The 24,397-nt window shown below is 68.4% G+C and carries 22 protein-coding genes; 9 read left to right on the top strand and 13 right to left on the bottom strand.

Annotated elements, in window-relative coordinates:
• Positions 1-88: 88 nt before the first annotated feature.
• Both FHW85_RS11610 and FHW85_RS11605 read left to right on the top strand, forming a co-directional pair.
• Positions 89-1,285 carry a fatty acid desaturase gene (locus tag FHW85_RS11610; protein ID WP_167253411.1) on the top strand — a complete coding sequence of 399 codons (1,197 nt, stop codon included), beginning with the start codon at positions 89-91 and terminating at the stop codon, positions 1,283-1,285.
• 93 nt (positions 1,286-1,378) lie between these two features.
• Entirely contained in the window at positions 1,379-1,915 is a 537-nt protein-coding gene (locus FHW85_RS11605; RefSeq protein ID WP_168648336.1) for a DUF4166 domain-containing protein, read from the top strand.
• A gap of 1 nt (position 1,916) precedes the next feature.
• Here the strand turns inward: FHW85_RS11605 and FHW85_RS11600 are convergent, their stop codons facing one another.
• Positions 1,917-3,026: a saccharopine dehydrogenase NADP-binding domain-containing protein gene (locus tag FHW85_RS11600; RefSeq protein ID WP_167253415.1), complete on the bottom strand. Its 1,110-nt coding sequence runs from the start codon at positions 3,024-3,026 to the stop codon at positions 1,917-1,919.
• Positions 3,027-3,165: 139 nt separating this feature from the next.
• Between FHW85_RS11600 and FHW85_RS11595 the strand changes: the two genes are divergently transcribed.
• The 3 genes from FHW85_RS11595 to FHW85_RS11585 all read left to right on the top strand — a co-directional run bounded on the left by FHW85_RS11595 (position 3,166) and on the right by FHW85_RS11585 (position 7,468).
• Positions 3,166-4,014, top strand: a complete 849-nt coding sequence (locus tag FHW85_RS11595; RefSeq protein WP_167253417.1) for a C2 family cysteine protease — start codon at positions 3,166-3,168, stop codon at positions 4,012-4,014.
• A gap of 189 nt (positions 4,015-4,203) precedes the next feature.
• Positions 4,204-4,851, top strand: coding sequence for a hypothetical protein (locus tag FHW85_RS11590; RefSeq protein ID WP_168648335.1), 648 nt, complete (start codon positions 4,204-4,206; stop codon positions 4,849-4,851).
• Between the two features lie 118 nt (positions 4,852-4,969).
• Positions 4,970-7,468, top strand: coding sequence for a prolyl oligopeptidase family serine peptidase (locus FHW85_RS11585; protein WP_168648334.1), 2,499 nt, complete (start codon positions 4,970-4,972; stop codon positions 7,466-7,468).
• A 92-nt stretch (positions 7,469-7,560) separates the two neighbouring features.
• Here the strand turns inward: FHW85_RS11585 and rpmG are convergent, their stop codons facing one another.
• Together rpmG and rpmB are read right to left on the bottom strand one after the other, a co-directional pair.
• Positions 7,561-7,728, bottom strand: a complete 168-nt coding sequence (rpmG, locus tag FHW85_RS11580; RefSeq protein WP_026635435.1) for a 50S ribosomal protein L33 — start codon at positions 7,726-7,728, stop codon at positions 7,561-7,563.
• A gap of 13 nt (positions 7,729-7,741) precedes the next feature.
• Entirely contained in the window at positions 7,742-7,978 is a 237-nt protein-coding gene (rpmB, locus tag FHW85_RS11575) for a 50S ribosomal protein L28 (protein ID WP_167253427.1), read from the bottom strand.
• Between the two features lie 327 nt (positions 7,979-8,305).
• Here rpmB and secB point away from each other — a divergent pair, with 327 nt between their 5' ends.
• The 4 genes from secB to FHW85_RS11555 all read left to right on the top strand — a co-directional run bounded on the left by secB (position 8,306) and on the right by FHW85_RS11555 (position 13,598).
• Positions 8,306-8,797 (top strand): protein-export chaperone SecB, encoded by a 492-nt coding sequence (gene secB / locus FHW85_RS11570; RefSeq protein WP_167253429.1) that lies wholly within the window; start codon positions 8,306-8,308, stop codon positions 8,795-8,797.
• 9 nt (positions 8,798-8,806) lie between these two features.
• Positions 8,807-9,832: an NAD(P)H-dependent glycerol-3-phosphate dehydrogenase gene (locus FHW85_RS11565; protein WP_167253431.1), complete on the top strand. Its 1,026-nt coding sequence runs from the start codon at positions 8,807-8,809 to the stop codon at positions 9,830-9,832.
• Between the two features lie 114 nt (positions 9,833-9,946).
• Positions 9,947-12,973, top strand: coding sequence for a DEAD/DEAH box helicase (locus FHW85_RS11560; RefSeq protein WP_167253433.1), 3,027 nt, complete (start codon positions 9,947-9,949; stop codon positions 12,971-12,973).
• A 7-nt stretch (positions 12,974-12,980) separates the two neighbouring features.
• Positions 12,981-13,598 (top strand): class I SAM-dependent methyltransferase, encoded by a 618-nt coding sequence (locus tag FHW85_RS11555; RefSeq protein WP_168648333.1) that lies wholly within the window; start codon positions 12,981-12,983, stop codon positions 13,596-13,598.
• A 275-nt stretch (positions 13,599-13,873) separates the two neighbouring features.
• Here FHW85_RS11555 and FHW85_RS11550 read toward each other — a convergent pair whose 3' ends face one another.
• The 10 genes from FHW85_RS11550 to FHW85_RS11505 form a co-directional block, all read right to left on the bottom strand.
• On the bottom strand, positions 13,874-14,197 hold the full coding sequence (locus FHW85_RS11550; RefSeq protein WP_168648332.1) for a hypothetical protein: 324 nt from the start codon (positions 14,195-14,197) through the stop codon (positions 13,874-13,876).
• An 84-nt stretch (positions 14,198-14,281) separates the two neighbouring features.
• Complete coding sequence (locus FHW85_RS11545; protein WP_168648331.1) at positions 14,282-14,662, bottom strand: DUF4440 domain-containing protein; 381 nt, start codon at positions 14,660-14,662, stop codon at positions 14,282-14,284.
• Positions 14,663-14,667: 5 nt separating this feature from the next.
• Complete coding sequence (locus tag FHW85_RS11540) at positions 14,668-15,357, bottom strand: HAD family hydrolase (protein ID WP_168648330.1); 690 nt, start codon at positions 15,355-15,357, stop codon at positions 14,668-14,670.
• 90 nt (positions 15,358-15,447) lie between these two features.
• Positions 15,448-15,927 carry a DUF4189 domain-containing protein gene (locus FHW85_RS11535; protein WP_168648329.1) on the bottom strand — a complete coding sequence of 160 codons (480 nt, stop codon included), beginning with the start codon at positions 15,925-15,927 and terminating at the stop codon, positions 15,448-15,450.
• Positions 15,924-17,168 (bottom strand): type IV secretion system protein, encoded by a 1,245-nt coding sequence (locus tag FHW85_RS11530; protein WP_168648328.1) that lies wholly within the window; start codon positions 17,166-17,168, stop codon positions 15,924-15,926. Before FHW85_RS11530 ends, FHW85_RS11535 begins: the two co-directional genes overlap by 4 nt.
• A gap of 4 nt (positions 17,169-17,172) precedes the next feature.
• On the bottom strand, positions 17,173-17,880 hold the full coding sequence (locus FHW85_RS11525) for a hypothetical protein (RefSeq protein WP_168648327.1): 708 nt from the start codon (positions 17,878-17,880) through the stop codon (positions 17,173-17,175).
• Between the two features lie 126 nt (positions 17,881-18,006).
• Entirely contained in the window at positions 18,007-18,930 is a 924-nt protein-coding gene (locus FHW85_RS11520; protein WP_168648326.1) for an AraC family transcriptional regulator, read from the bottom strand.
• Positions 18,931-19,257: 327 nt separating this feature from the next.
• Entirely contained in the window at positions 19,258-20,631 is a 1,374-nt protein-coding gene (locus FHW85_RS11515) for an SGNH/GDSL hydrolase family protein (RefSeq protein ID WP_168648325.1), read from the bottom strand.
• A gap of 310 nt (positions 20,632-20,941) precedes the next feature.
• Positions 20,942-21,637 (bottom strand): response regulator, encoded by a 696-nt coding sequence (locus FHW85_RS11510; protein ID WP_168648324.1) that lies wholly within the window; start codon positions 21,635-21,637, stop codon positions 20,942-20,944.
• A complete protein-coding gene (locus FHW85_RS11505; protein WP_167253453.1) occupies positions 21,637-24,291 on the bottom strand; it encodes a sensor histidine kinase KdpD in 2,655 nt (884 codons plus the stop codon). The genes FHW85_RS11510 and FHW85_RS11505 overlap by 1 nt, the downstream gene beginning before the upstream one ends.
• Positions 24,292-24,397: the final 106 nt, after the last annotated feature.

Raw genomic sequence — 24,397 nt, 5'->3', positions numbered from 1 at the left:
CGGCATAGCGGCGCAGGCATGATTTCCCATGCTGGTGGGTACGGAAACCCTCGATTAGACTGACTTTTCACCCTACTGAGTGTTTCCCATGCTCGACGCAGTGCTGAACTTCCTGTCCAACGGCCTCACCGGGGCCAGTTGGGTCGCCATGCTGGTCTTCCTGCTGGTGATGACGCAGCTCACCATCTTCACGGTGACGCTGTACCTGCACCGCAGCCAGACCCATCGCGGCGTGGACTTCCACCCCGCCCTGGCCAACTTCTTCCGCTTCTGGGGCTGGCTCACCACCGGCATGGTGGTGAAGGAGTGGGTGGCCGTGCACCGCAAGCACCACGCCAAGGTGGAGACCGAGGAAGATCCGCACAGCCCGCAGATCTACGGCATCAAGAAGGTGTTCTGGGACGGCGTGTCGCTGTACCGCGACGCCAGCTACATCAAGGAAGACCTGGAGAAGTACGGCCGCGGCACCCCGGACGACTGGATCGAGCGCAAGCTGTTCGGCGGCCACCCCTACTGGGGCCCGACCCTGATGCTGCTGATCGACCTGGCGCTGTTCGGCGTGATCGGCGCGGCCATCTGGGCCGTGCAGATGATCTGGATCCCGTTCTGGGCCGCCGGCTTCGTCAACGGCATCGGCCACTGGTGGGGCTACCGCAACTTCGAGAGCGCCGACACGGCCACCAACCTGGCGCCGTGGGGCGTGTGGATCGGCGGCGAAGAGCTGCACAACAACCACCACGCTTTCCCCAGCTCCGCCAAGTTCGCCCTGCGCAAGTGGGAGTTCGACATCGGCTGGGCGGTGATCTGCGCCCTGCGCGCGGTGGGCCTGGCCAAGGTGATGCGCGTGGCGCCGACCCTGGACATCCGCCCGAACGTGCACCTGCCCGACGCCGAGACGCTGAAGGCCGTGCTCACCCATCGCTTCCAGGCGATGACCGACTACTACCGCGGCGTGATCGTGCCGACCCTGCGCGACGAAGCCCAGCACGCCGGCGAAAGCCTCAAGGCGATGCCGCGCCGCATGCGCCGCTCGCTGGCCGACGGTGGCCGCTGGCTGGACAACGAAGGCCGCGAGCGCCTGCAGGCCGCCCTGGCCAAGCGCCCGACCCTGCGCACCGTGTGCGATTTCCGCACCCGCCTGGCCGAACTGATGGAACAGCGCGGCGCCGAGCAGAGCCTCAAGGGTCTGCAGCAGTGGATCGCCGAAGCCGAGCAGAGCGGCATCCGCGTGCTGCAGGACTTCGCGCAGCGCCTGAAGGGTTATGCGGTGAGCGGCGCGGCTTAAGCGCGGCGCCTGTCAAAATAAAAAAGCCCGCCGATCGGCGGGCTTTTTTTATGGGCGCTTGTCCGCCACGTACTAGCCACGGATGATCGCGCGATGCCCGAGCCTCTCTTCCCCGTCTTGATCGGTCCGGCCGACTGGCCGCTGCTCGCCGCGCCGGTGCAGCGCATGCACGGCGGCGCGGCTTCGCTGAGCGCGCACGGCGTGGCGCAGGTCGACGGCGCACGCCATCCCTTCGCGCGCCTGCTGCGCCGCGTGCTCGGCCTGCCGGAACCCGGTGCGGACCAGGCCATCGCGCTCAGCATCGAACGCGTGGAAGGGCGCGAAACCTGGACGCGCAGCTTCGCCAACGGCCGCATGCGCTCCACCCTGGAACGCGCCACGGGCGGCATGCATCTGCGCGAACGCCTCGGCCCGGTCTCGCTGTACTTCGCCCTGCGCCGCGACGGCGACGCGATCGACTGGCAACTGCAGCAGGGCCGACTGCTCGGACTGCCGCTGCCGCGCGCCATGTTCGGCAGCGTGTTCTCGCGCAGCCTCGCGGAAGACGGGCGCTACGTGTTCCATATCGATACGCGCCTGCCGCTGCTCGGGCAGTTGATCGCCTACCGCGGCTGGCTCGACATCGACTGACTTACTCGAACGTTTCGACGCCCGTGCGCAGCGCATAGCCGTCGAAACCCGCTTCGATCTGTTCCAGTGTCAGCAGGCCCACGCATGGCGTCGCGCCTTTGGCGTCGATCCGTCCATCCGCCATGCGGCGCGCCAGCACCACGGCAGGCGTCACCGGCACCTGCGGGCCGTCGCCCGCGTCCGCGCTCAGCCACCAGCGCAGTTTCAGCGGACGCCCATCGGCGGCGATGCCGCCCAGCTCCACCGTCATGCCGCCTACCTCGGAGCCGAAGCGCAGAAACAGCTCGCTGAAGCGCCGCAGTGCGGGCGCATACGCGGCCAAGTTACGGATCAAGCCCAGCCGCACCAGCACCGCCGCGCACCAGGTGCCACCCTGCAGCAGCGGCAGTTCGAGGCCGGCGCGGAACATCACGGTGCGTACCTGCCGATAGCGCGCGGGGAACAGATCCAGGTCCGGAATCTCGCACGCGCCCACGCGCCGCCGGCCGAACGGAAAGCGCTGCATGCGGCTGTCCATCCAGCCATGCGTCACCTGCCAGCGCCCATCGCGCCATACGCGGATCGGACGGCCGCAATAGCCCAGGATCGACGCCACCGTGGCGTCGCCGCGCGGCGTCCGGTTGCCGGGGTTGATGGTGTGCTCGATCGTTTCCAGCATGGCGAAGCGCGGCAGCAGCGCATCCACGGCCGCGGCGCTCAAGGCCGGCACGCTGGAGGCGCCGGTGACCAGCAGTCGCCCCGCCGCCAGCGCGCGTTCGTGCAGGCGTTCGATACCGGTGACGAAGCCGCGGCCATCGGCCAGGTCGACATAGTCGCTGCCCGCGGCGAGGCAGGCTTCCGCCACGCGATAGTCCTGGCCCTGGAACGGGCCGGCGGTGTGGATCACCAGTTGCGGCTGCAGCGCGGCGAGCGCCGCGGCGAAGCGCGCATCGCCGGTGTCGAGCGTGGCGATGCGGACGGAGGGATCTTCAAACGACGCGCGCATCGCTTCCAATGCATCGCGCCGCCGCCCGGCCAGCACCAGTTCGAAGCGCGCATCGCGCGCCAGCCGCTGCGCCACGCGCGAACCGAACACGCCGGTCGCGCCGATTACCACCACCCGCAAGGCCATCCCTGGGCTCCGCTCGCCAAAGCGGGCATTACAGCATGACCTGGGGGTGGCCCTAGGTAGGGATCGACCTAGCTAGGCCGTGCGGCGGCCCATCGGGTTTCATGCGATGCACAGGGTTTCCACGGTCCGGAGCAAGATCATGTCCAGCGTCAACGTCGCGTTCGCCGGTGTCGATATCCAGCGCTTCCTCGGCCTGGCCGAACACAACCCGGTGCTGGATCCGAAGATCGGCCCCGACAACAGCGCGCCGAACCGCTCGCTCTACAACAGTGCCAATGGCCAGCCGGACTTCTCCAACAGCAGCCAGCCCAATCCCAATGACGTGAAGCAGGAAGGCTACGGCGACTGCTATTTCGACGCGAGCATCGCGGCGCTGGCGCAGCAGCATCCGGATCAGATCAAGAACATGATCCACGACAACGGCAATGGCACCTTCACCGTGACCTTCCCGCACCAGAAGGACAACAGCGCCGGCAACCTGTGGGGTTTGTTCGGCGACGACTATCACGACGTGAAGATCACCGTCAGCGACAAGGACCTGCCGTCCAACGGCACCAGCTCCAGCGACGGCACCGCCAAGTGGCCGGAGGTGCTGGAAGCGGCCTACGCCAAGATGCAGGGCGGCTACGACGCGATCGGCAACGGCGGCCATCCCGCCGACGCGATGACCGCGCTGACCGGCAAGAGCGCCGATGCCTATTCGCCGAAGGACGGTGCCGGCAAGATCGAGCAGGCGCTGAAGGACGGCAAGCTGGTGACCATCGCCACGCCCGAATCCGACGGCGACCAGGCCGGCATGGAAGCCGGCAAGAATCCGCATGGCCTGGTGGGTGGCCATGCCTACACGGTGACCGGCGTGTGCACCGGGCCGGATGGCAAGAAGTATCTGGAGCTGCGCAATCCCTGGGGTTTCGATCAGCCGCAGAACATCCCGCTCGACCAGATCAACGACGGTTCGATCGATGAAGTGGAGATCGGCAACGCCTGAGCCATGCGCCGCGCTGTGATGGCGGTCATCCGCCATCGACAAACCGCGTGGCAAGCTCGACCGATGAACGTCATCGATGCAGGCCAGTTCAAGGCGAGGCGCCCCAGCGCGGGGCGCCTTGTCGCGTTCGCGGCGCTGCTGCTACTTTCGGCCGGCACTTCCGCAGGGTCGACGCAGGCAGGGAAATCCATGTCCAGCTCCAGCGATCAGCACCAGGCCGCCTCGGCGCAAGCCCCCGCAGACATCGAGATCCTCCGCGGTCGCGCCGGCGTGATCGGCCGCTCGCGCGTGGGCGTGTCGTCCATCGTCGCCACGCCGCCGCCGTTCCAGGGCGCGATGCCCGGCGCGCGCGCCACCTTGATCGAAATGCGCGACGCGCCGATGCACGTCGAAAGCACCATGGTGCTGGGCGAGAAGATGCTGCTGCCGCTGGCCGACGGCCTGCATCGCGTGAGCAAGCTCGCCATGCCCAGCGAAAGCGACCGCCAGGGCCATGTGGCGATCGACGCCGAAGCGGCGCGTGCGGGTTCGCCCAATACGGTGTTCGCCAGCGAGGAAGGCCGGCTGCGCATCGGCGGACCGGAAGTGAAAGCCGCCTACGACCTGCGCGTGCTGGCATGGACGCCGGACAAGCACGCGCCGCAGAGCGCCACCGTCGAGTGGCTGACCGCCGCCTTCCCGCGCGACAGCGTGCCGGCGCAGCAGATCCGGCAGCAGGTGGTGAAAGCGGGCGACCGGCTGCAGGTCGGCAGCGCCACGCTCACGGTCAAGGCCGTCGAAGGCCAGACGCAGGACCATCCGGCCTGGATCGAATTCGAGCTCACGCCTGGCGCTTGAACGCGGCGCCGCGGCTTCCCCCTACATGACTAACAGCATGGCGGTGCCGCTGCTCGCAGCGGTGTAACTTCCTACGGTCGCGCCCGCCATTCGGGGCGCCCCTCCAGGAGACCGCACGATGCCGTCCGCCAACCCCAGGGCACTCGCCCTCGCCGCCGCCTTGCTCGCCTGCCTGCCCGCCGCCGTGCTGGCCGGCTACGACAAGCCGCCCGAGCCGCTGCTGGGCCTGATGCACGCGCCGCTGCCGGCGATCCCGATGCTCGACCCCACCCGCTCGCGCATGCTGCTGGTCGAGCAGTCGCAGTACCCGCCGATCGCGCGCGTGGCCGAGCCTTATCTCAAGCTCGCCGGCCTGCGCATCGAGCCGGCCAATCATGCGCGGCACGATGCGTCGAGCGGCTACGGCATCCGCGCCTGCCTGAAGAGCTTCACCGTGGAAGACGTGGCCAGCCACAAGCAGCTGCCGGTGACGCTGCCGGCCGACGCCTGCCCGAGCGCGCCGCAGTGGTCGCCCGACGGCCGCCGCTTCGCCTTCGCCAACACCACGAAGGAACGCACCGAGCTGTGGCTGGGCGATGCGCTCACCGGCCAGGTGCGCCGCGTGGAAGGCGTGTGGCTCAACCCGGTGATGGAAGACGACGTGCAATGGCTGCACGGCAGCGATTCGCTGCTGGTGAAGCAGGTGCCGGCGAATCTCGGCGCCGCGCCGAAGGTGAGCGAGACCTCCGGGCCGGAGATCAAGGAATCGATCGGCGGCAAGGGCGAGAGCAGCACCTACGAAGCCCGCGACACGCTGGGCAGTCCCGAAGACGAAGCCTTGTTCGAGTACTACGGCACCGCGCAGCTTGCCGTGGTCGACGCGGCCAGCGGCAGCGTCAAGGCGGTGGGCAAGCCGGGCGTGCTCGCCGGTGTGTCCGGCGCGCCGGATGGCGAGCACGTGCTGGTGGAAACGCTGAAGAAGCCGTACTCGTACGTCACCACCTACGAGCGTTTTGCCCGCGACGTCAGCGTGCTCGACGTGCGCACCGGCCAGTCCACCGCGATCGCTTCGCTGCCGGTGGCCGACCGCGTGCCGGTGCGCGGCGTGCCGGTGGGGCCGCGCGATTTCGACTGGCGCGCCAACGCGCCGGCCACCCTGGTGTGGCCGGAGGCGCTGGACCAGGGCGACTGGAAGGTGAATGTCCCGCAGCGTGACAAGGTAATGCTGTGGAGCGCGCCGTTCAGCGGCAAGCCGCAGGAAGTGGCGCGCACCACCCAGCGCTACAGCGGCATGCGCTGGCTGGCGCAGGGCGACGAGCCCTTCGTCTACGAGTACGACGCCAACAAGCGCTGGATCCGCATCACGCGCATCGACGTCGCGCATCCCTCGAAGCCCGCGCGCACGGTGTGGGATTACTCGATGGACGAGAACTACAAGCAGCCCGGCTCGCTGCTGATGCAGCAGCTGCCGAACGGTGCGCGCGTGGTGCGGCAGGAAGGCGATTACGTCTACCTGGCCGGCACCGGCGGCACGCCGCAGGGGGACCGGCCTTTCCTCGACCGCTACGCCTTGTCCAGCGGGCGCACCGAGCGCCTGTTCCGCGGCGACGGCGCGGATCACTACGAAAGCGCGCTGGCGGTGCTGCCGGGCGGCGAGCGCTTCATCACCGCGCGGCAGTCGCCGGCCGAGCCGCCGAACCTGTTCCTGCATGCGCTGGGCGCGCCGGTGAGCGACGCCAAGCCGGGCGAAGCGGTGTTCGCTTCAAGCAGCGAGGCGATCACGCATATCGCCGACCCGACGCCGCAGGTGCGCGGCATCGCCAAGCGGCTGGTCACCTACAAGCGCAAGGATGGCGTGGAACTGTCGTTCACCCTGTACACGCCGCCGGGCTACAAGGAAGGCACGCGCCTGCCGGCCGTGCTGTATGCCTATCCGCAGGACTTCGCCGACCCGAGCAAGGCCGGGCAGGTGAGCGGATCGCAGCAGAAGTTCGATCTGCTGCGCGGCTATCGCCTGCTGCTGCTGTCGGGCTACGCCATCATCGACAACGCGTCGTTCCCGATCGTCGGCGATCCGCGCACCGCGTACGACACCTATGTCGAGCAACTGGTGATGGACGCGCAGGCCGCGGTGGACAAGGCCGTGGAGCTGGGCGTGGTCGACCGCGAGCGCATCGGCGTCACCGGCCACAGCCACGGCGCGCTGATGACCGCCAACCTGCTCGCGCATACCGATCTGTTCCGCGCCGGCGTGGCCACCAGCGGCGGCTACAACAAGGATCTCACCCCGTTCGGCTTCCAGAACGAGCGCCGCTCGCTGTGGCAGGCGCCGAAGGTGTACGAGCAGGCTTCGGCTTTCTTCAATGCCGACAAGATCAAGTCGCCGCTGCTGATCATGCACGGCATGGACGACGCCAACCCCGGCACCGAGCCGGTGCAGTCGCCCAAGCTGTTCCAGGCCATCCGCGGCCTGGGCGGCACCACGCGCCTGGTGATGCTGCCGCACGAGCCGCACTGGTACACGGCGATGGAGTCGAACGAGCAGGAGGTGTACGAGATGCTCACCTGGTTCGACAAGTATGTGAAGAACGCCGCGCCGAAGGCGGCGGCGAAGGAGCAGGGCAAGGCTGCTCCCTGACTCTGGCCTCGGCGCGGACGTCTCGTCCGCGCCGATATCGAGGCGAAAAAAAACCCGCCACGAAGGCGGGTTTTTCATGGAGCGCAGATCAATTACTTGATCTTGCCTTCCTTGTAGATCACGTGCTTGCGGACCACCGGATCGTACTTCTTGAACTCGAACTTGTCCGGGGTGTTCTTCTTGTTCTTCTGCGTGGTGTAGAAGTGGCCGGTGCCGGCGGAGGAGATCAGGCGGATCTTGTCGCTCTTGCTCTTGGACATGGCTTAGGGCTCCTCAGATCTTCTCGCCGCGGGCACGCAGGTCGGCGATCACGGCCTCGATGCCCTTCTTGTCGATGGTGCGCAGCGCCTGGTTGGAGACGCGCAGTTTCACCCAGCGGTTCTCGCTGGCGACCCAGAAGCGGCGCTCGTGCAGGTTCGGCAACCAGCGGCGACGGGTCTTGTTGTTGGCATGCGAGACGTTGTTACCAGTCTGCACACCCTTTCCGGTGACTTGGCAAATACGGGCCATGATGACCTCCGTGGATTCTGTAGACCGCCCGTTGGCCAGGGCGACATCGGCCCAGCGGCGCCATGCGCCACGCGATGCTGGAGGGTGCTGCTTTCCGGGGGCTGCCGTGAGGTCCGCATCGCGTCGCGGACGTGCCCGTAAGGCCGGGCCGGCATGGCCGAGCCGGGAATTCTCTCAGAAACCCGGGGGCTTGCGCAATCTTTAAGCAGTTCCAGGGCTTGGGAGGCGGTCCGAAAGTCCGGATAGTTCGCATGGCGGCCTGCCGGGATGTATGGAACAATCGGCCTCTTTGTCCTTTTCCGTAATCCAGATCGAGGGGTTTCACAGATGGCAGACGTCAACGCCAACGGCCAGGCCGGCCAGCCGCAGCTGGTGCTGCAGAAGATCTACGTCAAGGATGTGTCGTTCGAGGCGCCCAACGCTCCGCACATCTTCCAGGAGATCGGCGAGACCGACCAGCAGCCGCAGGTCCAGCTCAACCTGGGCCAGCAGGCCACGGAACTGGGCAACGACCTGTACGAAGTGGTGCTCAGCCTCACCCTGACCTGCACCCTGGGCGAGCGCACCGCGTACCTGGCGGAAGTGAAGCAGGCCGGCGTGTTCGGCGTGTCGGGCTTCAGCGAGGCGGACCACGCCGGCATCATCGGCAGCTACTGCCCGAACCTGCTGTTCCCCTACGCCCGCCAGGTGATCTCCTCGCTGGTGATGGAGGGCGGCTTCCCGCCGTTCCTGCTGCAGCCGATCAACTTCGACGCGCTCTACGCCGAGCAGCAGCGCCGCAGCGCCGGCGGCGACGAGGCTCCGGTCCTCAACAGCTGAGCGGCTTCCATGGCTGAACGTCCGACCCTGGCGGTCCTGGGAGCCGGCTCGTGGGGGACGGCGCTCGCCGCCCTCACCGCGCGCAATGGCGTGCCGACCCGTTTGTGGGGCCGGGACGCCGCGGCGCTGGCGGCCATGGCCGAGAGCGGGCAGAACCGGCGCTACCTGCCGGACATCCAGCTGCCCGCGGAACTGCGCTACGAAAGCGACCTGGCCGCCGCGGTGCGCGGCGCCGGGATCGTACTGATCGTGGTGCCCAGCCACGCCTTCGCCTCCATGCTGGACGAACTGGCGCCCCTGCTCGACGCCGGCGCCGGCGTGGCCTGGGCCACCAAGGGCTTCGAGCCCGGCACCGGCCGCTTCCTGCACGAGCTGGTCGACGAGAAACTGCCCGGCCGCGCCGCGGCGGTGATCACCGGCCCCTCGTTCGCCAAGGAAGTCGCCCTGGGGCTGCCCAGCGCGGTCACCGTGCATTCCGACGACGAAGCCTTCGCGCAGCAGCTCGCCTCCATGCTGCATGCGCCGAATTTCCGCGCCTATTCCGGCGGCGACGTGCTCGGCGCGGAGCTGGGCGGCGCCATGAAGAACGTGCTGGCGGTGGCCACCGGCGTGGCCGACGGCATGGACCTGGGCCTGAACGCCCGCGCCGGCCTGATCACCCGCGGCATGAACGAGATGCTGCGCCTGGGCGTCGCGCTCGGCGCCCGTCCGGAAACGCTCATGGGCCTGTCGGGCCTGGGCGACCTGGTGCTGACCTGCACCGGCGATCTCTCGCGCAACCGCCGCCTGGGCCTGGCGCTCGGCCGCGGCATCGCCATCGACGAAGCCGTGCGCCAGATCGGCCAGGTGGTGGAAAGCGTGGTGACCGCCGACGAAGTGGCCCGCCTCGCGGCCAAGCATGGCCTGGACCTGCCGATCAGCGGCGGCGTGCGCGCGGTGCTGCACGGCGAGGTGACGCCGGTGGAAGGCGTGCGTGCGCTGATGTCGCGCGAGCAGAAGCCGGAATATCCGCAGGGACTTTTCGGGGTCGCTTGACCCTTTCCATGCATCGCGTTCACGCCCGCAGAAAAAATCGGGCGTGAAGGCGCGCATCTGCACATCGGCCTTGCTAAGCTCGGTCTTTTGGTCTTCCCGGCGGACCGCACGCGCATGCAGCAACCCGACGAGAAACGCCTCGCCGAACCGGTTCCTCCGCACCATGAGGAGCACGCGGAGCCGCTGCCCGCCGTCTGGCGCCGCCTGCTGGACGAAAGCGCCGCCGCGGCCGCCGCCGAGCGCGGCGTGCTGGGTTTCTTCCTCGACGCCATTCCGGAAGAAGGCGCGCCCTACGTGCGCCTGGAACTGGCGCCGGTCCTGCTGACCGTGGCCGAGCAGGGCCGCTTCGCGCGCCCCGCGCCGCTGGACAGCCGCCATCTGGCCAATCTGCCGTTGGAACCACCCGAGCAGCGCCTCGCCGCCACCGTGCTGGGCCTGCCGCAGACCGTGCGCAAGAGCCGCAGCTATGCGCGCCTGGCCGGTCACGTCGGCGACACCTTGCTGGCCGAAGTGCTGGACACCGCGCCGTGCTTCCTCGGCGGCCTGGCCGGACTGCGCCTGTCGCGCGGCAAGGGGCATCTGCTCAACTGGCATTGGCATCTGGAAAAGGACGGCAGCCAGAAGCTGCTCCCCGCGCTGCCGGCCAACCAGCGCCTGGTGCGCATCGACGGCCTCTGGTACCTCGACGCCGAGCGCGCGGAGCTGGGCCACCTGGAAGCGCCGGCCGGGGAAACCCTGTGGCTGGATCTGCCGGCGCTGAAGCACGAGGACAGCGCCACCCTGCGCGACGCGCTGCCCGGCAGCCGCGTCGCCCATCGCGTACCGGCGCCGCAGGTGTTCGACGAACTGCGCCGCGCGGAACTGGCGCCGCGCCCGGTGCTGATCCTGCACGCACTCACCCGCCATGCGCGTCTGGCCGCCGGCACGCCGCCGCTGGCCTATGCGCGGCTGGCCTTCGACTACGCCGGCGAACGCCTGCCCGGCCGCGGCGGCGAGCCGCTGGTGCGCCGCGTGCGCCACGGCACCCTGGTGGAGATCACCCGCCGCCGCGCGGAAGAACTCACCGCGATGGAGCAGCTCGAACGCGCCGGCCTGACTCCCGGCGTGGACACCGAAGGGCTGCCCTGGGATCTCGCCGACACGCTGCCGGAAGACGCCTGGCTGTTCCCCGGCAAGGGCTATGCCGGCGCGCTCGAAGTGAACACGCCCGCGCGCTGGCTGGCGCTGCGGCCCAAGCTGGAGGCGGAAGGCTTCCTGCTCGAGTACGCGCCCAGCTTCCCGTTCGAGGTGCTGGAAGGCCCCGTGCAGTGGTACGGCAATGCGGTGGAAGACGCCGACGACCATGCCTTCGACCTGGAAATCGGCATCGAGCTGGAAGGCAAGCGGCACAACCTGCTGCCCGCGGTGGCGCAGGCGCTGGCCGAGCACACGCTCAATCTCAGCCCCGCGCCGAACGAGCCGGAAGACGCCGTGTGGTACGCGCCGGTGGACGAACGCCGCCGCGTGCCGGTGCGCCTGAAGGAACTGCGCGGCCTGCTGGCGCCGCTGGCCGAATACCTGGAAAAGCCGCGCAAGAAGCTGCATCTGCCGCGCGTGCAGGCCGGCCGCCTGGAAGAAATCGTCGAGGCGCTGCCGGTCGGCGCCGCCCTGGAAGCACCGGAGCAGCTGCGCGGCTTCACCGCGCGCCTGCGCGACGCCGCCGAGCGCGCCAGCGACGCGGTGCCCGAAGGCCTCACGGTGGAGCTGCGCCCGTACCAGCGCGAAGGCCTGCGCTGGCTCAATGCGCTGGCCGAGGCCGGCGTCGGCGGCGTGCTCGCCGACGACATGGGCCTGGGCAAGACCCTGCAGCTGGTCACCCATCTGCTGGCGCTGAAAGAACGCGGCGCGCTGACCCAGCCGGCGCTGATCGTGGTGCCGACCAGCCTGATTCCGAACTGGCAGGCGGAGATCGCGCGCTTCGCACCGGCGCTCAAGGTGCTGGCCCTGCATGGTCCGCAGCGCGGCGGCGATTTCTCGCAGCTGGGCGCGCAGGACATCGTGCTGACCAGCTACGCGCTGCTGCCGCGCGACGTGGTGGCGCTGCGCAAGCAGCCGTTCGCGCTGATCGTGCTGGACGAGGCGCAGCAGGTGAAGAACCCGCGCACGCAGGCGCGCCGCGCGGTGCTGAGCCTGCGCGCGCCGCGCTGCATCTGCCTCACCGGCACGCCGCTGGAAAATCACCTCGGCGAACTGTGGTCGCAGGTGGACCTGGCCGTGCCCGGCCTGCTCGGCGACGAGGGCGCGTTCCGCCGCCACTACCGCGTGCCGATCGAAAAGCAGCACGACACCGAATGCCAGGACCGCCTCAACCGCCGCCTGGCCCCGTTCATCCTGCGCCGGACCAAGTCGCAGGTGGCCTCCGAACTGCCGCCGAAGACCGAGATCACCCGCCGCGTGGTGCTGGAAGGCCGCCAGCGCGAACTGTACGAAAGCCTGCGGCTGTCGCTGGCCGAGGAATTGCGCGAGGTGATCGCGCAGCGCGGCATCCAGCACAGCGGCATCGTGGTGCTCGACGCGCTGCTGAAGCTGCGCCAGGTGTGCTGCGATCCGCGCTTGGTCAAGCTCGAGGCCGCGCGCGGCGTGCGCGATTCGGCCAAGTTCGACCTGCTGATGGACATGCTGCCCGCGCTGCTGGCCGAAGGCCGCAAGGTGCTGCTGTTCTCGCAGTTCACCGAAATGCTGCGGCTGATCGCCGGCGAGCTGGACCGCCGCCGCATCCACTACGTGATGCTCACCGGCGAGACGCGCGACCGCGCCGAACCGGTGCGCCAGTTCCAGGAAGGCGACGTGCCGCTGTTCCTGCTGTCGCTGAAGGCCGGCGGGGTGGGCCTCAACCTTACGGCCGCCGACACCGTCATCCACTACGACCCGTGGTGGAACCCCGCCGCCGAGGCGCAGGCCAGCGACCGCGCGCACCGCATCGGCCAGGACAAGCCGGTGTTCGTGTTCCGCCTGATCACCTCCAACACGGTGGAGGAACGCATCGAGGAACTGAAGGCGCGCAAGGCCGAGCTGGCCGAGGCGGTGCTGGAAGGCGGCGGCACGCGCGAGCGGCTCAGCTTCGACCAGGAAGACCTCGACGCGCTGCTCGCGCCGGGTTGATCGACGCATGAGCGACCGCGGCTCGCGCTGGGACGAGGTGTACCGGAGCAAGGGCGCCGACACGGTGAGCTGGTACCAGGCGCGGCCGGTTATGTCCCTGGCCTTGATCGAACATGCCGGCGTGGTCAAGGGCGCTCCCGTCATCGACGTGGGCGGCGGCGCTTCGTCGCTGGTCGATCACCTGCTGCACGAAGGCTATGTGGACCTGGCCGTGATGGATCTGTCGGACAGCGCGTTGGCCACTTCGCGCGAACGCCTGGCCGAGCGCGCCAGCCAGGTCGACTGGATCGCCGGCGACGTGCTCGCCTTCGCGCCGTTGAAGCGCTATGCGTTGTGGCACGACCGCGCCGTGTTCCATTTCCTGGTGAAGGCCGACGACCGGCGCCGCTATCTCGAGGCGCTGCACCGCGCCTCGCAGGTGGGCACGCAGGTGGTAATGGCCACGTTCGCCGAAGACGGCCCGGAACGCTGCAGCGGCCTGCCGGTGGCGCGCTACCGCGCGGCCGAATTGCATGCCGCATTCGGCGCGGATTACGAGCTGGTGGAAAGCACGCGCGAAACGCATCGCACGCCGGGCGGGGCGGAGCAGCACTTCACCTGGGTGCGGATGCGGCGGGTGCGTTAGCTCGTCATCCCGGCGCGGGCCGGGTGGGCATGGCGACATCGCCTGATTTTCGCGTAATGCCTCGAAGCTCTTTGCTCGTCATCCCGGCGCAGGCCGGGATCCAGTGGCGACATCGCCCGATTTTCGCGTAATGCCTCGGAGCTTTTTGCTCGTCATCCCGGCGCAGGCCGGGATCCAGTGGCGACATCGCTTGATTTTCGCGTAATGCCTCGGAGCTTTTTGCTCGTCATCCCGGCCGGCGCCGGGATGACCAGCTGTGAGCGTGAAGTTGCTTGCTACTGCGCCCTCGTGCGCAGCAGCGCGTCCACTGCCTGCTGCCACTGCGGAGAACCGGGCTGGGATTGCGGCGCTTCCTCGCCCAGCTTGCGCTGCACGGCGTTATTCCATTCGTCCGAACCGCCGTCGGGGCCATGTCCGTCGCCATCGCTGATGGCCAGCCGCTGGTCCACCCACTGATACCACTCGTGCGAACCCAGCGATGCGTTGGCCGGTGTCGCCGCGGAGGACTGCGGCTTGGGCTGGTGGTCCGGTTGCGGCGCCTGCGGCGCGGAACAGGCCGCCACGAGCACGGCCAGAGGCAGAAAGACAATTCGACGCATGACAGCTACCCCGAAAACTCCGAGGGTTCAGCCTAACGCCGCCAGCGGGCGCGGCGGTGAATCGTGCCTGACAAGCGTGGGCGCTCAGGCGCCGTCGAGCACGACGGTGCCTTGGTGATACAGGATCTTCCATTCGTCGCCATCCCGCCGCCAGATCGTCGACCTGCGCGTCACGCGCGTCCCTTGATGCAGCGTGTAGGTGACCAGGTAGGCCTGTCCGTCGATCGGCGTGCAGCGGAAATCCTCCAGCTCCAGCGGCTCGTGGAGCCAGCCGTCGCGATGGCGCTGTTCCAGCATGTCGAGCACGAAGCCGCGCTCGTAGCGGCGGCCCGATGCGCCGACCTCGTGGAAGCCCGTTGCCGTCATGCGCTCGAAGTCGGCGCGCGCATGGCCGAACTCCTCGCAATGGAAGATCGGCTCGCGCCGGCGCAGCTGCGCGCTCACCTCGTCGATGCCGTTCGCCATGCGCGTCAAAGCCTCGCGGCCACTTCGTCGATATGCTTGAGCAGGTCGGCGGGGTCGTCGTATACGCGCAGCGCGCCGGAGCGGGCGAGTTCGTCCTCGCTGTAGCCGCCGGACAGCAGCCCCACGCCGAGCGCGCGGGCGCGCTGCGCGGCCAGCATGTCCCAGATGCTGTCGCCGATCACCAGCGACTGTTCGATATCCACGCCGAGCTTTTCCGCCGCGGCGAGGAACAGATCCGGATCCGGCTTGGCATGGCGCACCTGGTCGCGGGTGATCACCGGCACCTTGGACGGATCCACGCCCAGCGCCGCGATATTGTGCGCGGCCGTGGCCATGCGCCCGCTGGTGGCGATGGCCCAGGGATAGCCCTGCTCGGTGAGATAGGCGAGCAGTTCGCGTGCGCCGGGCAGCGGCCGCACCAGGCCCTGGGTGTGCTGGCGGTTGAACGCTTCGACGTGGCGCTGATGCAGCCGCGCCAGGCGCTCCTCGGTGATCTCCAGCCCGGTCTCGCGCAGCAGGATGTTGGTGAACAGGCCGCCGCTCATGCCGATCTTGCGATGGATGCGCCACACCGACAGCTCCACGCCCTCGGCATCGAGCGCTTCCTTCCAGGCCAGCACGTGCTGGTAGACGCTGTCGATCAGGGTGCCGTCGAGATCGAACAGGAAGGCGGTGCTGCTGCGGGCGCGGTGCATGGCGGGGCTCCGATGGGGCAGGGGGCACACAGTGTCGCCCATCTGGTGGGAGCGGTGCATGGTGGCTGTCGATGCGCTGCGCATGGGGTGTTATGGAACCTGCTCGGCAGGGCTGCATTCGGTGTAGACGATCTGGCAGTCGCTGGTTTTCTTCCGGCAGCGCTTCATGGAGATCGCGGAAGCTTCGTCCACGGTCATGGCGCTGCTCATGGAGGAGTAGGTGGCGCCCCAGGCGACGGCTACGCATTGGTCGCGGTAGGTGAAGTCGATCCGGCAATCAGGGCTGGCGCATCGTTCCATCGCGTTACGTTGGGCAATCGATTGGCTCAGCTCGCCGAAGGAAACACCCATCTTCTGCGTGGTATTGCTGGTCGCGATGGATCCCCATCGCGACAGGTAGCGCACGGGCGGAGCTGGCGAGGCGTTGGCGCGACAAGGCCCTCCGCCCATGTTGTACAGGCCCGGGCCTCGCGGACCTTCCGGACGCCATTGGCAGGACTGGGCCAGGGATTCCTTACAGGTCACAAGCAGGACAACCAGCACGGACCATTTGCATAGGAGCGTCGTCATGGGCTTTCCGGGGTGAGAGCGACAGGCGCCCGTGAAGGATCCGGCCCGCGATCGGTGAATGACGCATGGGGGCGGGGAGAACGCTTGATGACGTCTTCGTTCGCGCTGGCGCCATGGCTGGACCCGCGCGTTGCTCCGACCACTTCCGGCGGCTTCATTCTTCCGGCGGTGTCGCCATTCCTCGGCTGATCGCCTTGCGCGTGGCCCTGATGGGAGCGCACAGGCTGCGGTTGCGCGGCGGGGACCTGTTCATTTGAGGTGTTTCCGCCAAACATCGAGTAAGCGCTGAAATGCCCCAGCGTTCCCATGAAAAACTCGGCCGTCATCTGCGGCACCGTCACGATCAGCAAGGTCATGATCAAACCCAGCCCGCCCTGCTGCAGCGCCATGCTCGACACGCCCTCGGCCATCTGCAGATCGACCGCGCCGTTGCTCAGCCTCTGCACCGCCGCATGGAGCAGCCGGTCCGCCCAGAACGCCGCCGCCACCGCGCACACCATCTTCAACGCCACCGAGGTCATCACGGCCGTGACCGCGAGCCGGAACAGCGAGCCCACGCAGTACTGCAGCCAGCGCCGGAAGACCGGGCGCGTGGCCTGGAACAGCAGGCACATCACCGCCAGCGGCGCCATGGCCATGAGGAACCGCAGCACGATCTGCATCAGCATCAGCAAGGTGCCGCCCACCACCACCGGGCCGGCGGTGCCGATGCCGGCGAACCACAGGCTGCGCTCCCTGGCGGATGCGATGGCGGCATCGCCGCCGGTGGGCAGGGTGTCGATGCTGGACAGCGCGAACTGCATCCAGCCCAGGCTGGCGCGGATCTGGCCATCCATGTCCTGCTCGCCGCTGACCAGCACGCTGATCAGCTGATCCAGTTCGTTGATCCGCGCCGCCATCCACGGATTGCCCATGCTGGCGCCGGTGACGGCGAATACGATCAGCGCCGCGCGCCCGGCATCCGTCACCAGCCCCATCATCGGCTCGCGTGCGCGCCCGCTGACGATGCGATAGCCGTGCAGCAGGATCCACGTGGTCAGCAGCGGCAGCGCGAACAGCGCCAGCAGCGAGCCGAGGCGTTCGGCCATGCCGGCGGTCCATTGAGTGATCAGGCCATCGTCGTCGAGCAGGAAGTCGCGGATGGCGGAGAAGAACACCACGTGGCCCATGTCGCCGGAAGGCGCGAAGAAGGCGATGGCGCCGGTGGGCATGAAGTCGTCCATGACACGGAGCATCGGCATGCGCCTATCGATGCCTGGCGGCGTCGAGCGCCTGCCTCAGCGCAGCACCCTGGATCAGCATGCCGGCCAGGCCGCCGGCGTCGGCCGGAGCGCTGGCAAGCGCCTGCCCCGTGAGCTGCGCCTGCTGCTCGCGCACGGCCTGCCCCAGCGTGGCGTACTGGTCGAGCGCCGCCCGGGCGCCATGCATGTCCTGCCCCAGATTGGCCTGGAAGGCCTGCACTTCGGTATCGAACGCCTTGAGTCCACCGAGGTCGTCCGAACCTGCCCGGGTGATGCGCCGCGCCAGGATGGCCCGCATCTCCTGCCCGCGCCGTTCGATCAGCCGGTTGAGATCGACCAGCACGTTGTAGCGCCGGTTCTCCAGCCGCAGCAGCATCCGGCAGAACACCTGCTGCTGCCGCGCGAGCGTGCCCGCCTGCACGGGGCAGCGCTGCACCATGCCATCGTCCTCGCCGCGATGCTGCAGCGGCGCGCCGGCTAGGAACGATGGCCCCGCCTGCACCACATTGAGCATGGTGAAGTACTGCTGCTGCCACTGCGCGAACTGCTGCTCCCACTGCAGCCATTGCTTGCCCCAGGCCTCGGTGCCGATGCGGTTCTGTTCCACGTCCACCACGGCCCACTGCGCCATGCCGTCGGCGATGGCGCAGCAGAAGAGGAGCAGCGCCGCGAGTCCGCGCATCCACCCGGCATGACCGGCTCCCGATCGCATGTGCTGCTCCCGCGGCTGTGGCTGTTGAAGCCAGATGCCGCATTGAAGCCGCAGCGCAAGGCGCTTCGCTATCGGACTAGGACGAAAGTGCGGACACCCCTTGCCGTTCTGCGAAGCGCATTCCAATCACGGCGCACTCCGGCAACCCTCGTCGCCGGCCGTCGTTGCCGCCCGCACCGCGCGCATCTCGCCAGGGCACATGCCCTGGATCCGCTTGAACAGCCGATAGAACGCCGCCTTGCTCGCATAACCCACCTGCTCGGCCACGTCGGCCACCGACAGCCGCGGGTCCTGCAGCAGCCGCTCGGCCAGATGCATGCGCCAGTAGGTGATGTACTGGCCCGGCGGCATCTTCATCAGCTGGGTGAAGCGCTGGGTGAAGGACGAGCGCGACATGCAGGCCAGCGCCGCCATGGTCTGCACGCTCCAGCCGCGGCCGGGGTCTTCGTGGATGGCATTGAGCACCTTGGAAATGCGCCGGTCCGAAAACGCGGTGAACAAGCCTAGGTTGGCGTCGGAACGCTTCGCGTAGTGGCAGATCGCGATGGTGAAGAGAATCTCGGCGAGCTTGTTGAGGATCACCCCGCGCCCGGTGATGCTGGACTGCGAGACCTCGATCATCGCGTTGGAAATCCGCCGGTAGACATCGCCCGCGTCGCCGGGGCGGATCACGAACCAGGGCGGCAGCACTTCGTGGAACTGCCGGTGCCAGCCGCCGGTGAAGTAGAGGCGGCCGCGCAGCAGGCTGGGGCCATGGATCTGCAGGCCGATCGCCTTGAGATCCCCATGGACGTCGAACGAGGCGATCAGCAGGTCGCCGGGATCGAGCCGGATGGGCGTGTCGATCGAACCGCCATGTACCTGGCAGGCATGCACGCCCGCCATATGGAACAGCCCGCAATACTGCCTGGACGGTGCGTGCTGCTCGTCCATGTCCTCGCCCTGGATGTCGACATGGACCAGCGACAGGTCGAGCAGGGTCTCCAGCGAGTGGATGAGGTCATCGCGATGGTGTCGCTTGACAAGGGACGTTTTCAGCTCGGTGTACATACGGATGTCCTTCCTCTTTGCTTCGTCGGCATGGCGTTGCGCGAGGTTCGTTCATGCGCTTGCGGCTCCAGTTGGCGGAACGATGGGGATGAGTAACTAAGAATTTTCTCAGTTGCTGATGACCCGGATCGGGTGCCGCGCGATGCGGCGTGGTACTTCTTGCCTGATGCGGGCGCTCACATTCTATGGAGTCGCGCCGGAAGATTTCGTTCCCCTGCGCCGCATCAAGCTCACGCCTTGTTGTCCATGCAGATGCTTCGAAATGATCGATAGCGCGGTTACCGTTGAGCGATGAGAGAGATGCGAAAGTAACGAATCGCAAGCTGTCTATGGATGCTTCGCAGCTTTATCAGACACATCTGATTGGATCGATGCTGATAACTCATTAGGGAATTTTCCTAGCAAGAATGCAGTGACTTTCTCGGCGAGAATCCGTTGGCCTTTTGCCGTCGGATGCAGCCCGTCCCAAAAGAAGTAGTCCTCGGCGCGCGTGCATGCCGGACGCGGGCTTTGCCTGCTGACATAGGCCAGGGCGCTGCCGTAATCGACCTGCAGGCAGGAGTCGGTGAAGTTGGCGAGGCGGTAGCCCCCGGGGTTGGCGCCCACTTCGTCGAGCAGCGGCGTGCTGTCCATCAGGACCAGGCGCGCGTCGGCATGCTTTTTCTGCAGGCGAGCGACGATGAGGCTCAGCTTCTGGTTGTAGCTGGCCACATCCTTGGCCACGGTGGCCTTCTTGCTGGAGGTGCGCAGGCCCGGCGCCAGGGTGAGGTCGGGCAGGTTCAGCACCAGCAGATGCTTCGCGCCTTGCGCGATCAGTGCGCTCAGCGAGGCTTCGACATGCTGCGCCACGCTCTCGGCGGAGCGGCCGTAATTGATCAGGTCGTTGGCGCCGATCCACAGCGTGAACAGCGTCCGCGCCGGCTGGTAGTTCCTGGCGGAGCGCATGTACTGCGTCCAGGAGGCCACCTGCTCGCGCAGCCCGGGTATCACCAGGTAGCGGTCGCCCGCCGCGCCGCCTACCGACCAGTTGTACAGGGGCAGGCCCAGCCTGGCGGCCACTTCTTCATTCCACAGCGGACCGTTGCTGAAACGGCCCAGCAGCCAGCTCTTGCGATGAGGCATCTTCCACAGCGAACCGTTGTACAGGTTCATCGTGTCCGACAGGCTGTCGCCAAAGCTCACGATGCGGTCGATCGACGTTCCGCCATCCTTCTCGCCGTTCGTCCAGATCAAATAGTTGAAGGAAATCCGGTTGTCGGCCGCATGCAGGTCGAACAGCGCGGCGGGGCGGTTCCTCTGCCGCAGCGTGTCCCGGCAGATGCGTTCCAGCTCGGCGCGCGCGACGGTGGTGTAGAACATGTTCCGCCACTCGAACGCGAAGCTGTCGTACCAGTAGCCGGGCAGCTTGTAGTAGCCGCCTTGCTCCGTGCGCGCCCATTCGTAGCCGGATTGCGGATCGAGGTCGCTGGCGTTCTTGCGGTACCAGCAGCGCACGTAGGTGTAATCGCGATCGAGTGCGGCGCGCAGCAGCGAGCGCTGGTGGCGTTCGAGGGGAGCTTCCGGCCCTTCGTCGGAGATCTGCCGTCCGTCATAAGCGGTGGGCTCGTCGTCTTCGTGGTCCGCGGCCGACTGTCCATGGGCCGGGCCGAACAGGCCCAGCAAGGTGGCGAACACGATCAATCGCAGGCATGGCTTGCTCATGGCTATGGCTCCGTCGGCGACGCGCGGGTTCATGCCCGGCGGGCCGCGCAAGGCCGCAGATGCACCTGTGTGCTTGCGGCGGTGGAAGCAATGCGGGCGGCGAAGTTACGCACCCGGATCGCGGATCGGGAACGCGATGCCCGACTCGAGAGGCCGCCGGTTCGGCGACGGCATGGAAGGATTCTTATGCCGGCATCGGCGAGGCTCCATCGCCTGCTGCCCTGCCTGCGGTGTCCGCCTGTCCGAGAGCGCGCACGCTACAGCCGGCGGACAGCCCGCCGTCAGCCATGCTTAGGGTTTGCGCGCGGCCTCAGCCGGCGAGGAAGCGATAACCCACGCCGGGTTCGGTCTTCAGCCAGCGTGGCTCGGCCGGATCGTCGCCCAGCTTCTGGCGCAGCTTGCCCAGCACGATGCGCAGGTAGTGCGTGTCCTGCACGTGGGTCGGCCCCCAGATCTCGCGCAGCAGTTGCTGCTGCGTCACCACGCGGCCCGCATGGCGCAGCAGCATCGCCAGCACGGCGTATTCCTTGCGCGTGAGCGCAAGCGCCTCGCCGTCGAGCTGCACTTCGCGCCGCGCCAGGTCGATGGCGAGGCGGCCGTCGTCGTAGCGCTGCGCGGCCGGTTCCGGTTCGCCCGGGCGGTTGCGCAGCAGGGCGCGCAGGCGCGCCATCAGCTCCTGGATGCCGAACGGCTTGGTCACGTAGTCGTTGGCGCCGGCATCGAGCGCGCGCACCTTTTCGCTCTCGGCATCGCGCACGGAGAGCATCAGCACCGGCACCTGGGTCCACTGGCGCAGTTCCTTCAGCACCTCGTGGCCTTCGCGGTCGGGCAGGCCGATGTCCAGGATCACCAGGTCGGGCGAGCGCGTGGCCGCCCTGGCCAGGCCTTCCTCGGCATTGGCGGCGAGCACCACCTCGTAGCCTTCGGCGCGCAGGCCGATGTCGAGGAACTTGCGGATCTGCGCCTCGTCGTCGATCACGAGCACGCAGGGTGCGGCAGCGGTCATCAGGGCGGCGTCGGCAGCGGCAGGGTGATGCGAATGGTGGTGCCCGCGCCGTCGCCGGGCAAGGCCTCCACCGAACCGCCGTGCGCGCCGATCATGCCGCGGCAGATCGCCAGCCCCAGGCCGGTGCCCTGCGGCGCGCGGTCGCCGCGCGAGACCGAATAGAACATGTCGAAGATCAGCGCCCGCTCGTCCTCGGGAATGCCCGGGCCGCGGTCGCTCACGTCCAGAACGAGTTTTTCGTCCTGCGTGCGCACCAGCACCCGTACTGCCTCGCCCGGCGGCGAGAAGCGCGCGGCGTTCTCCAGGATATTGAACAGCGCCTGCTCGATCAGCGCCGGATGCACGTACAGCAGCACCGTGCCGGCCGGCAGCATGGTGTCCACCTTCAGCTCCGGGAACAGCTTGTGCAGCCGGGTGACCGCGGCGGCGACGATCTCGGCCACGTCGGTCCAGTCGCGATTGAGCTTGAGCGTGCCGTGGCCCAGCCGCGTCATGTCCAGCAGGTTCTGGATATAGCGGTCCAGGCGCTGGCCTTCGCCCAGGATGGCGTCGAGCAGCTCCTGGCGTTCCTCGCGCGGCAGCTGCTCGCCATAGCTGGACAAGGTGCCGGCCGAGCCGATCATCGAGGCCAGCGGCGAGCGCAGGTCGTGCGACACGGAAGACAGCAGGGCATTGCGCAGCCGCTCGGTCTCGCCCTGCACGCGCGCGCCTTCCAGTTCCTCGGCCAGGCGTGCGCGCTCCAGCGCCTGGCCGATGTCCTGCACCATGGCCATGGCCAGGCTGCGCTGGTCAGGCGACAGGTCGCGCTGTTCGGGCGGGAAGCGCATCGCGGCGACGCCCAGCGGGCGGCTTTCGCTGCCCAGCGGCAGCACCCAGCAGGGCGCGGCGTTGAGCGTGTCGGTGTAGCGCCCGGCGGCTTCGGCGTGTTTCTCGCTCCAGTCGGCGGCGCCCAGGTCCTGCGCGGTCAGGCGGAAATCGCGCGGCGATACCGAGGCCACCTGCAGCACGCGGCCGGGATCGCGCATCAGCACCGCCGCATCGCAGCGCAGCGCGCGCGCCAGCGCCGCGGCGCCGACGTCGCGGATGCCGCTGGCATCGGTGCTCGCGGTCAGCCGCTGGCCCAGCGCCAGCAGGGCGCGCGCCTGCGCGTGCGCCGCGCGCATCGACTCCACCTGGCTGGACAAGCGCGTTGCCAGCCGGCTGCACACCAGCGCCGCGACGAAGAACAGGCATACCGCCAGCACGTCGTCGAAGTTGGCGATCATCAAGGTGTAGCGCGGCGGCGCGAAGAAAAAGTTGTAGCCGACGAAGCACAGCGTCGCCGCATACACCGCCACCGCCATGCGCGTGCGTACCGCCACCACCAGCACGGCGGTGAGGAAGATCAGCGCCAGGTTCGCCACCGACAGATAACGGTCGGCGATAAAGGCCAGCACGAAGGCGACCAGCGCGGCGAGGGTGGCGTAGATGTACTCGCCGCGCCGCCCGCGTCCGCCCGGCATGCGCAAGCGCAGCCGCGACTGGGCGCGCTCGGTCGGCGTGGCGATGATGGTCAGTTCCAGATGCGCGCCGCGGCGCAGCAGCTGCTGGGTGAGCGAGCGGCCGAGCATGCGCGCCAGCGGGCGCTCGCGCGTGCGGCCGAGCAGGATCTGGCCGACGCCTTCGCGGTCCGCATGCGCCAGAATCTCGTCGGCGATCGTATGGCCGCGCAGCACGATGGTTTCGCCGCCCAGGCGCCGCGCCAGGCGCATCGCGGCATCCAGCTGCTCGCGGCGCTTGCTGTCCAGGTCCGCGCCGGTATCGACGAAGGCCACGCTCCACGGCGCGCCGCGGCGCTCGGCGATGCGCCGCGCCACGCGCACCAGGTATTCGCTCTGGCCATGGCCGTCGATCGCCGCCAGCACGCGCCGGCGCACCGGCATGGCGCCGCCGCGCGCCAGCATGTGGCCGCGCAGGTCGCTGTCGACGTGGCCGGCCACGGTATCCACCGCCAGCTCGCGCAGCGCGGCCAGGTTGGTCGGCGAGAAGAATGCATCCAGCGCGGCGGCCGCGGTTTCCGGCACGTAGACCTTGCCCTGCTTCAGCCGCCCGATCAGTTCGCGCGGCGGCAGGTCGACCAGCACGATGTCGCGCGCGCGGTCCAGGAAGGCATCCGGCACGGTTTCGCGCACGGTGACGTTGGTGATGCGCCGCACCTGGTCGTTGAGGCTTTCCAGGTGCTGCACGTTGAGCGCGGTGTAGACCTCGATGCCGGCATCGAGCAGCTCGGCGATGTCCTGCCAGCGCCGCTCGTGCCGCCCGCCGGGCAGGTTGCGATGGGCCAGCTCGTCGACCAGGATGACCGCGGGCTTGCGCGCCAGTGCGGCGTCCAGGTCGAACTCGCTGAAGTCGCGGCCGCGGTATTCCACCGGCCGGCGCGGCAGTACTTCCAGGCCGTCGACCAGCGCCTCGGTCTCGGCGCGGCCATGCGTTTCCACCAGCCCGATCACCACGTCCACGCCTTGGCGCTTCAGCTCGCGCGCCGCGGACAGCATGGCGAAGGTCTTGCCCACGCCGGGCGCGGCGCCGAGGAAGATCTTCAGGCGGCGGTGACGCTCCTCCTGCACGCTGTCGAGCAGCGCGTCGGCGCGCAGTTCGCGGGAGAGGTCGGACATGGAAGCAGGCAGTCCTTGAGGCGTGAACGCATTGTAGGTTGGGGTGAGCCGCAGGCGAACCCCAACGGGGCGATACGCCTCAGGGCGGCGATGTCGGGGTTGTCAC

Source organism: Dyella sp. SG609 (assembly GCF_012275375.1).
Taxonomy (GTDB): domain Bacteria; phylum Pseudomonadota; class Gammaproteobacteria; order Xanthomonadales; family Rhodanobacteraceae; genus Dyella_D; species Dyella_D marensis.
Note: the sequence above shows the minus strand (reverse complement) of the source record. Positions and strands in the feature narration are given on the sequence as shown.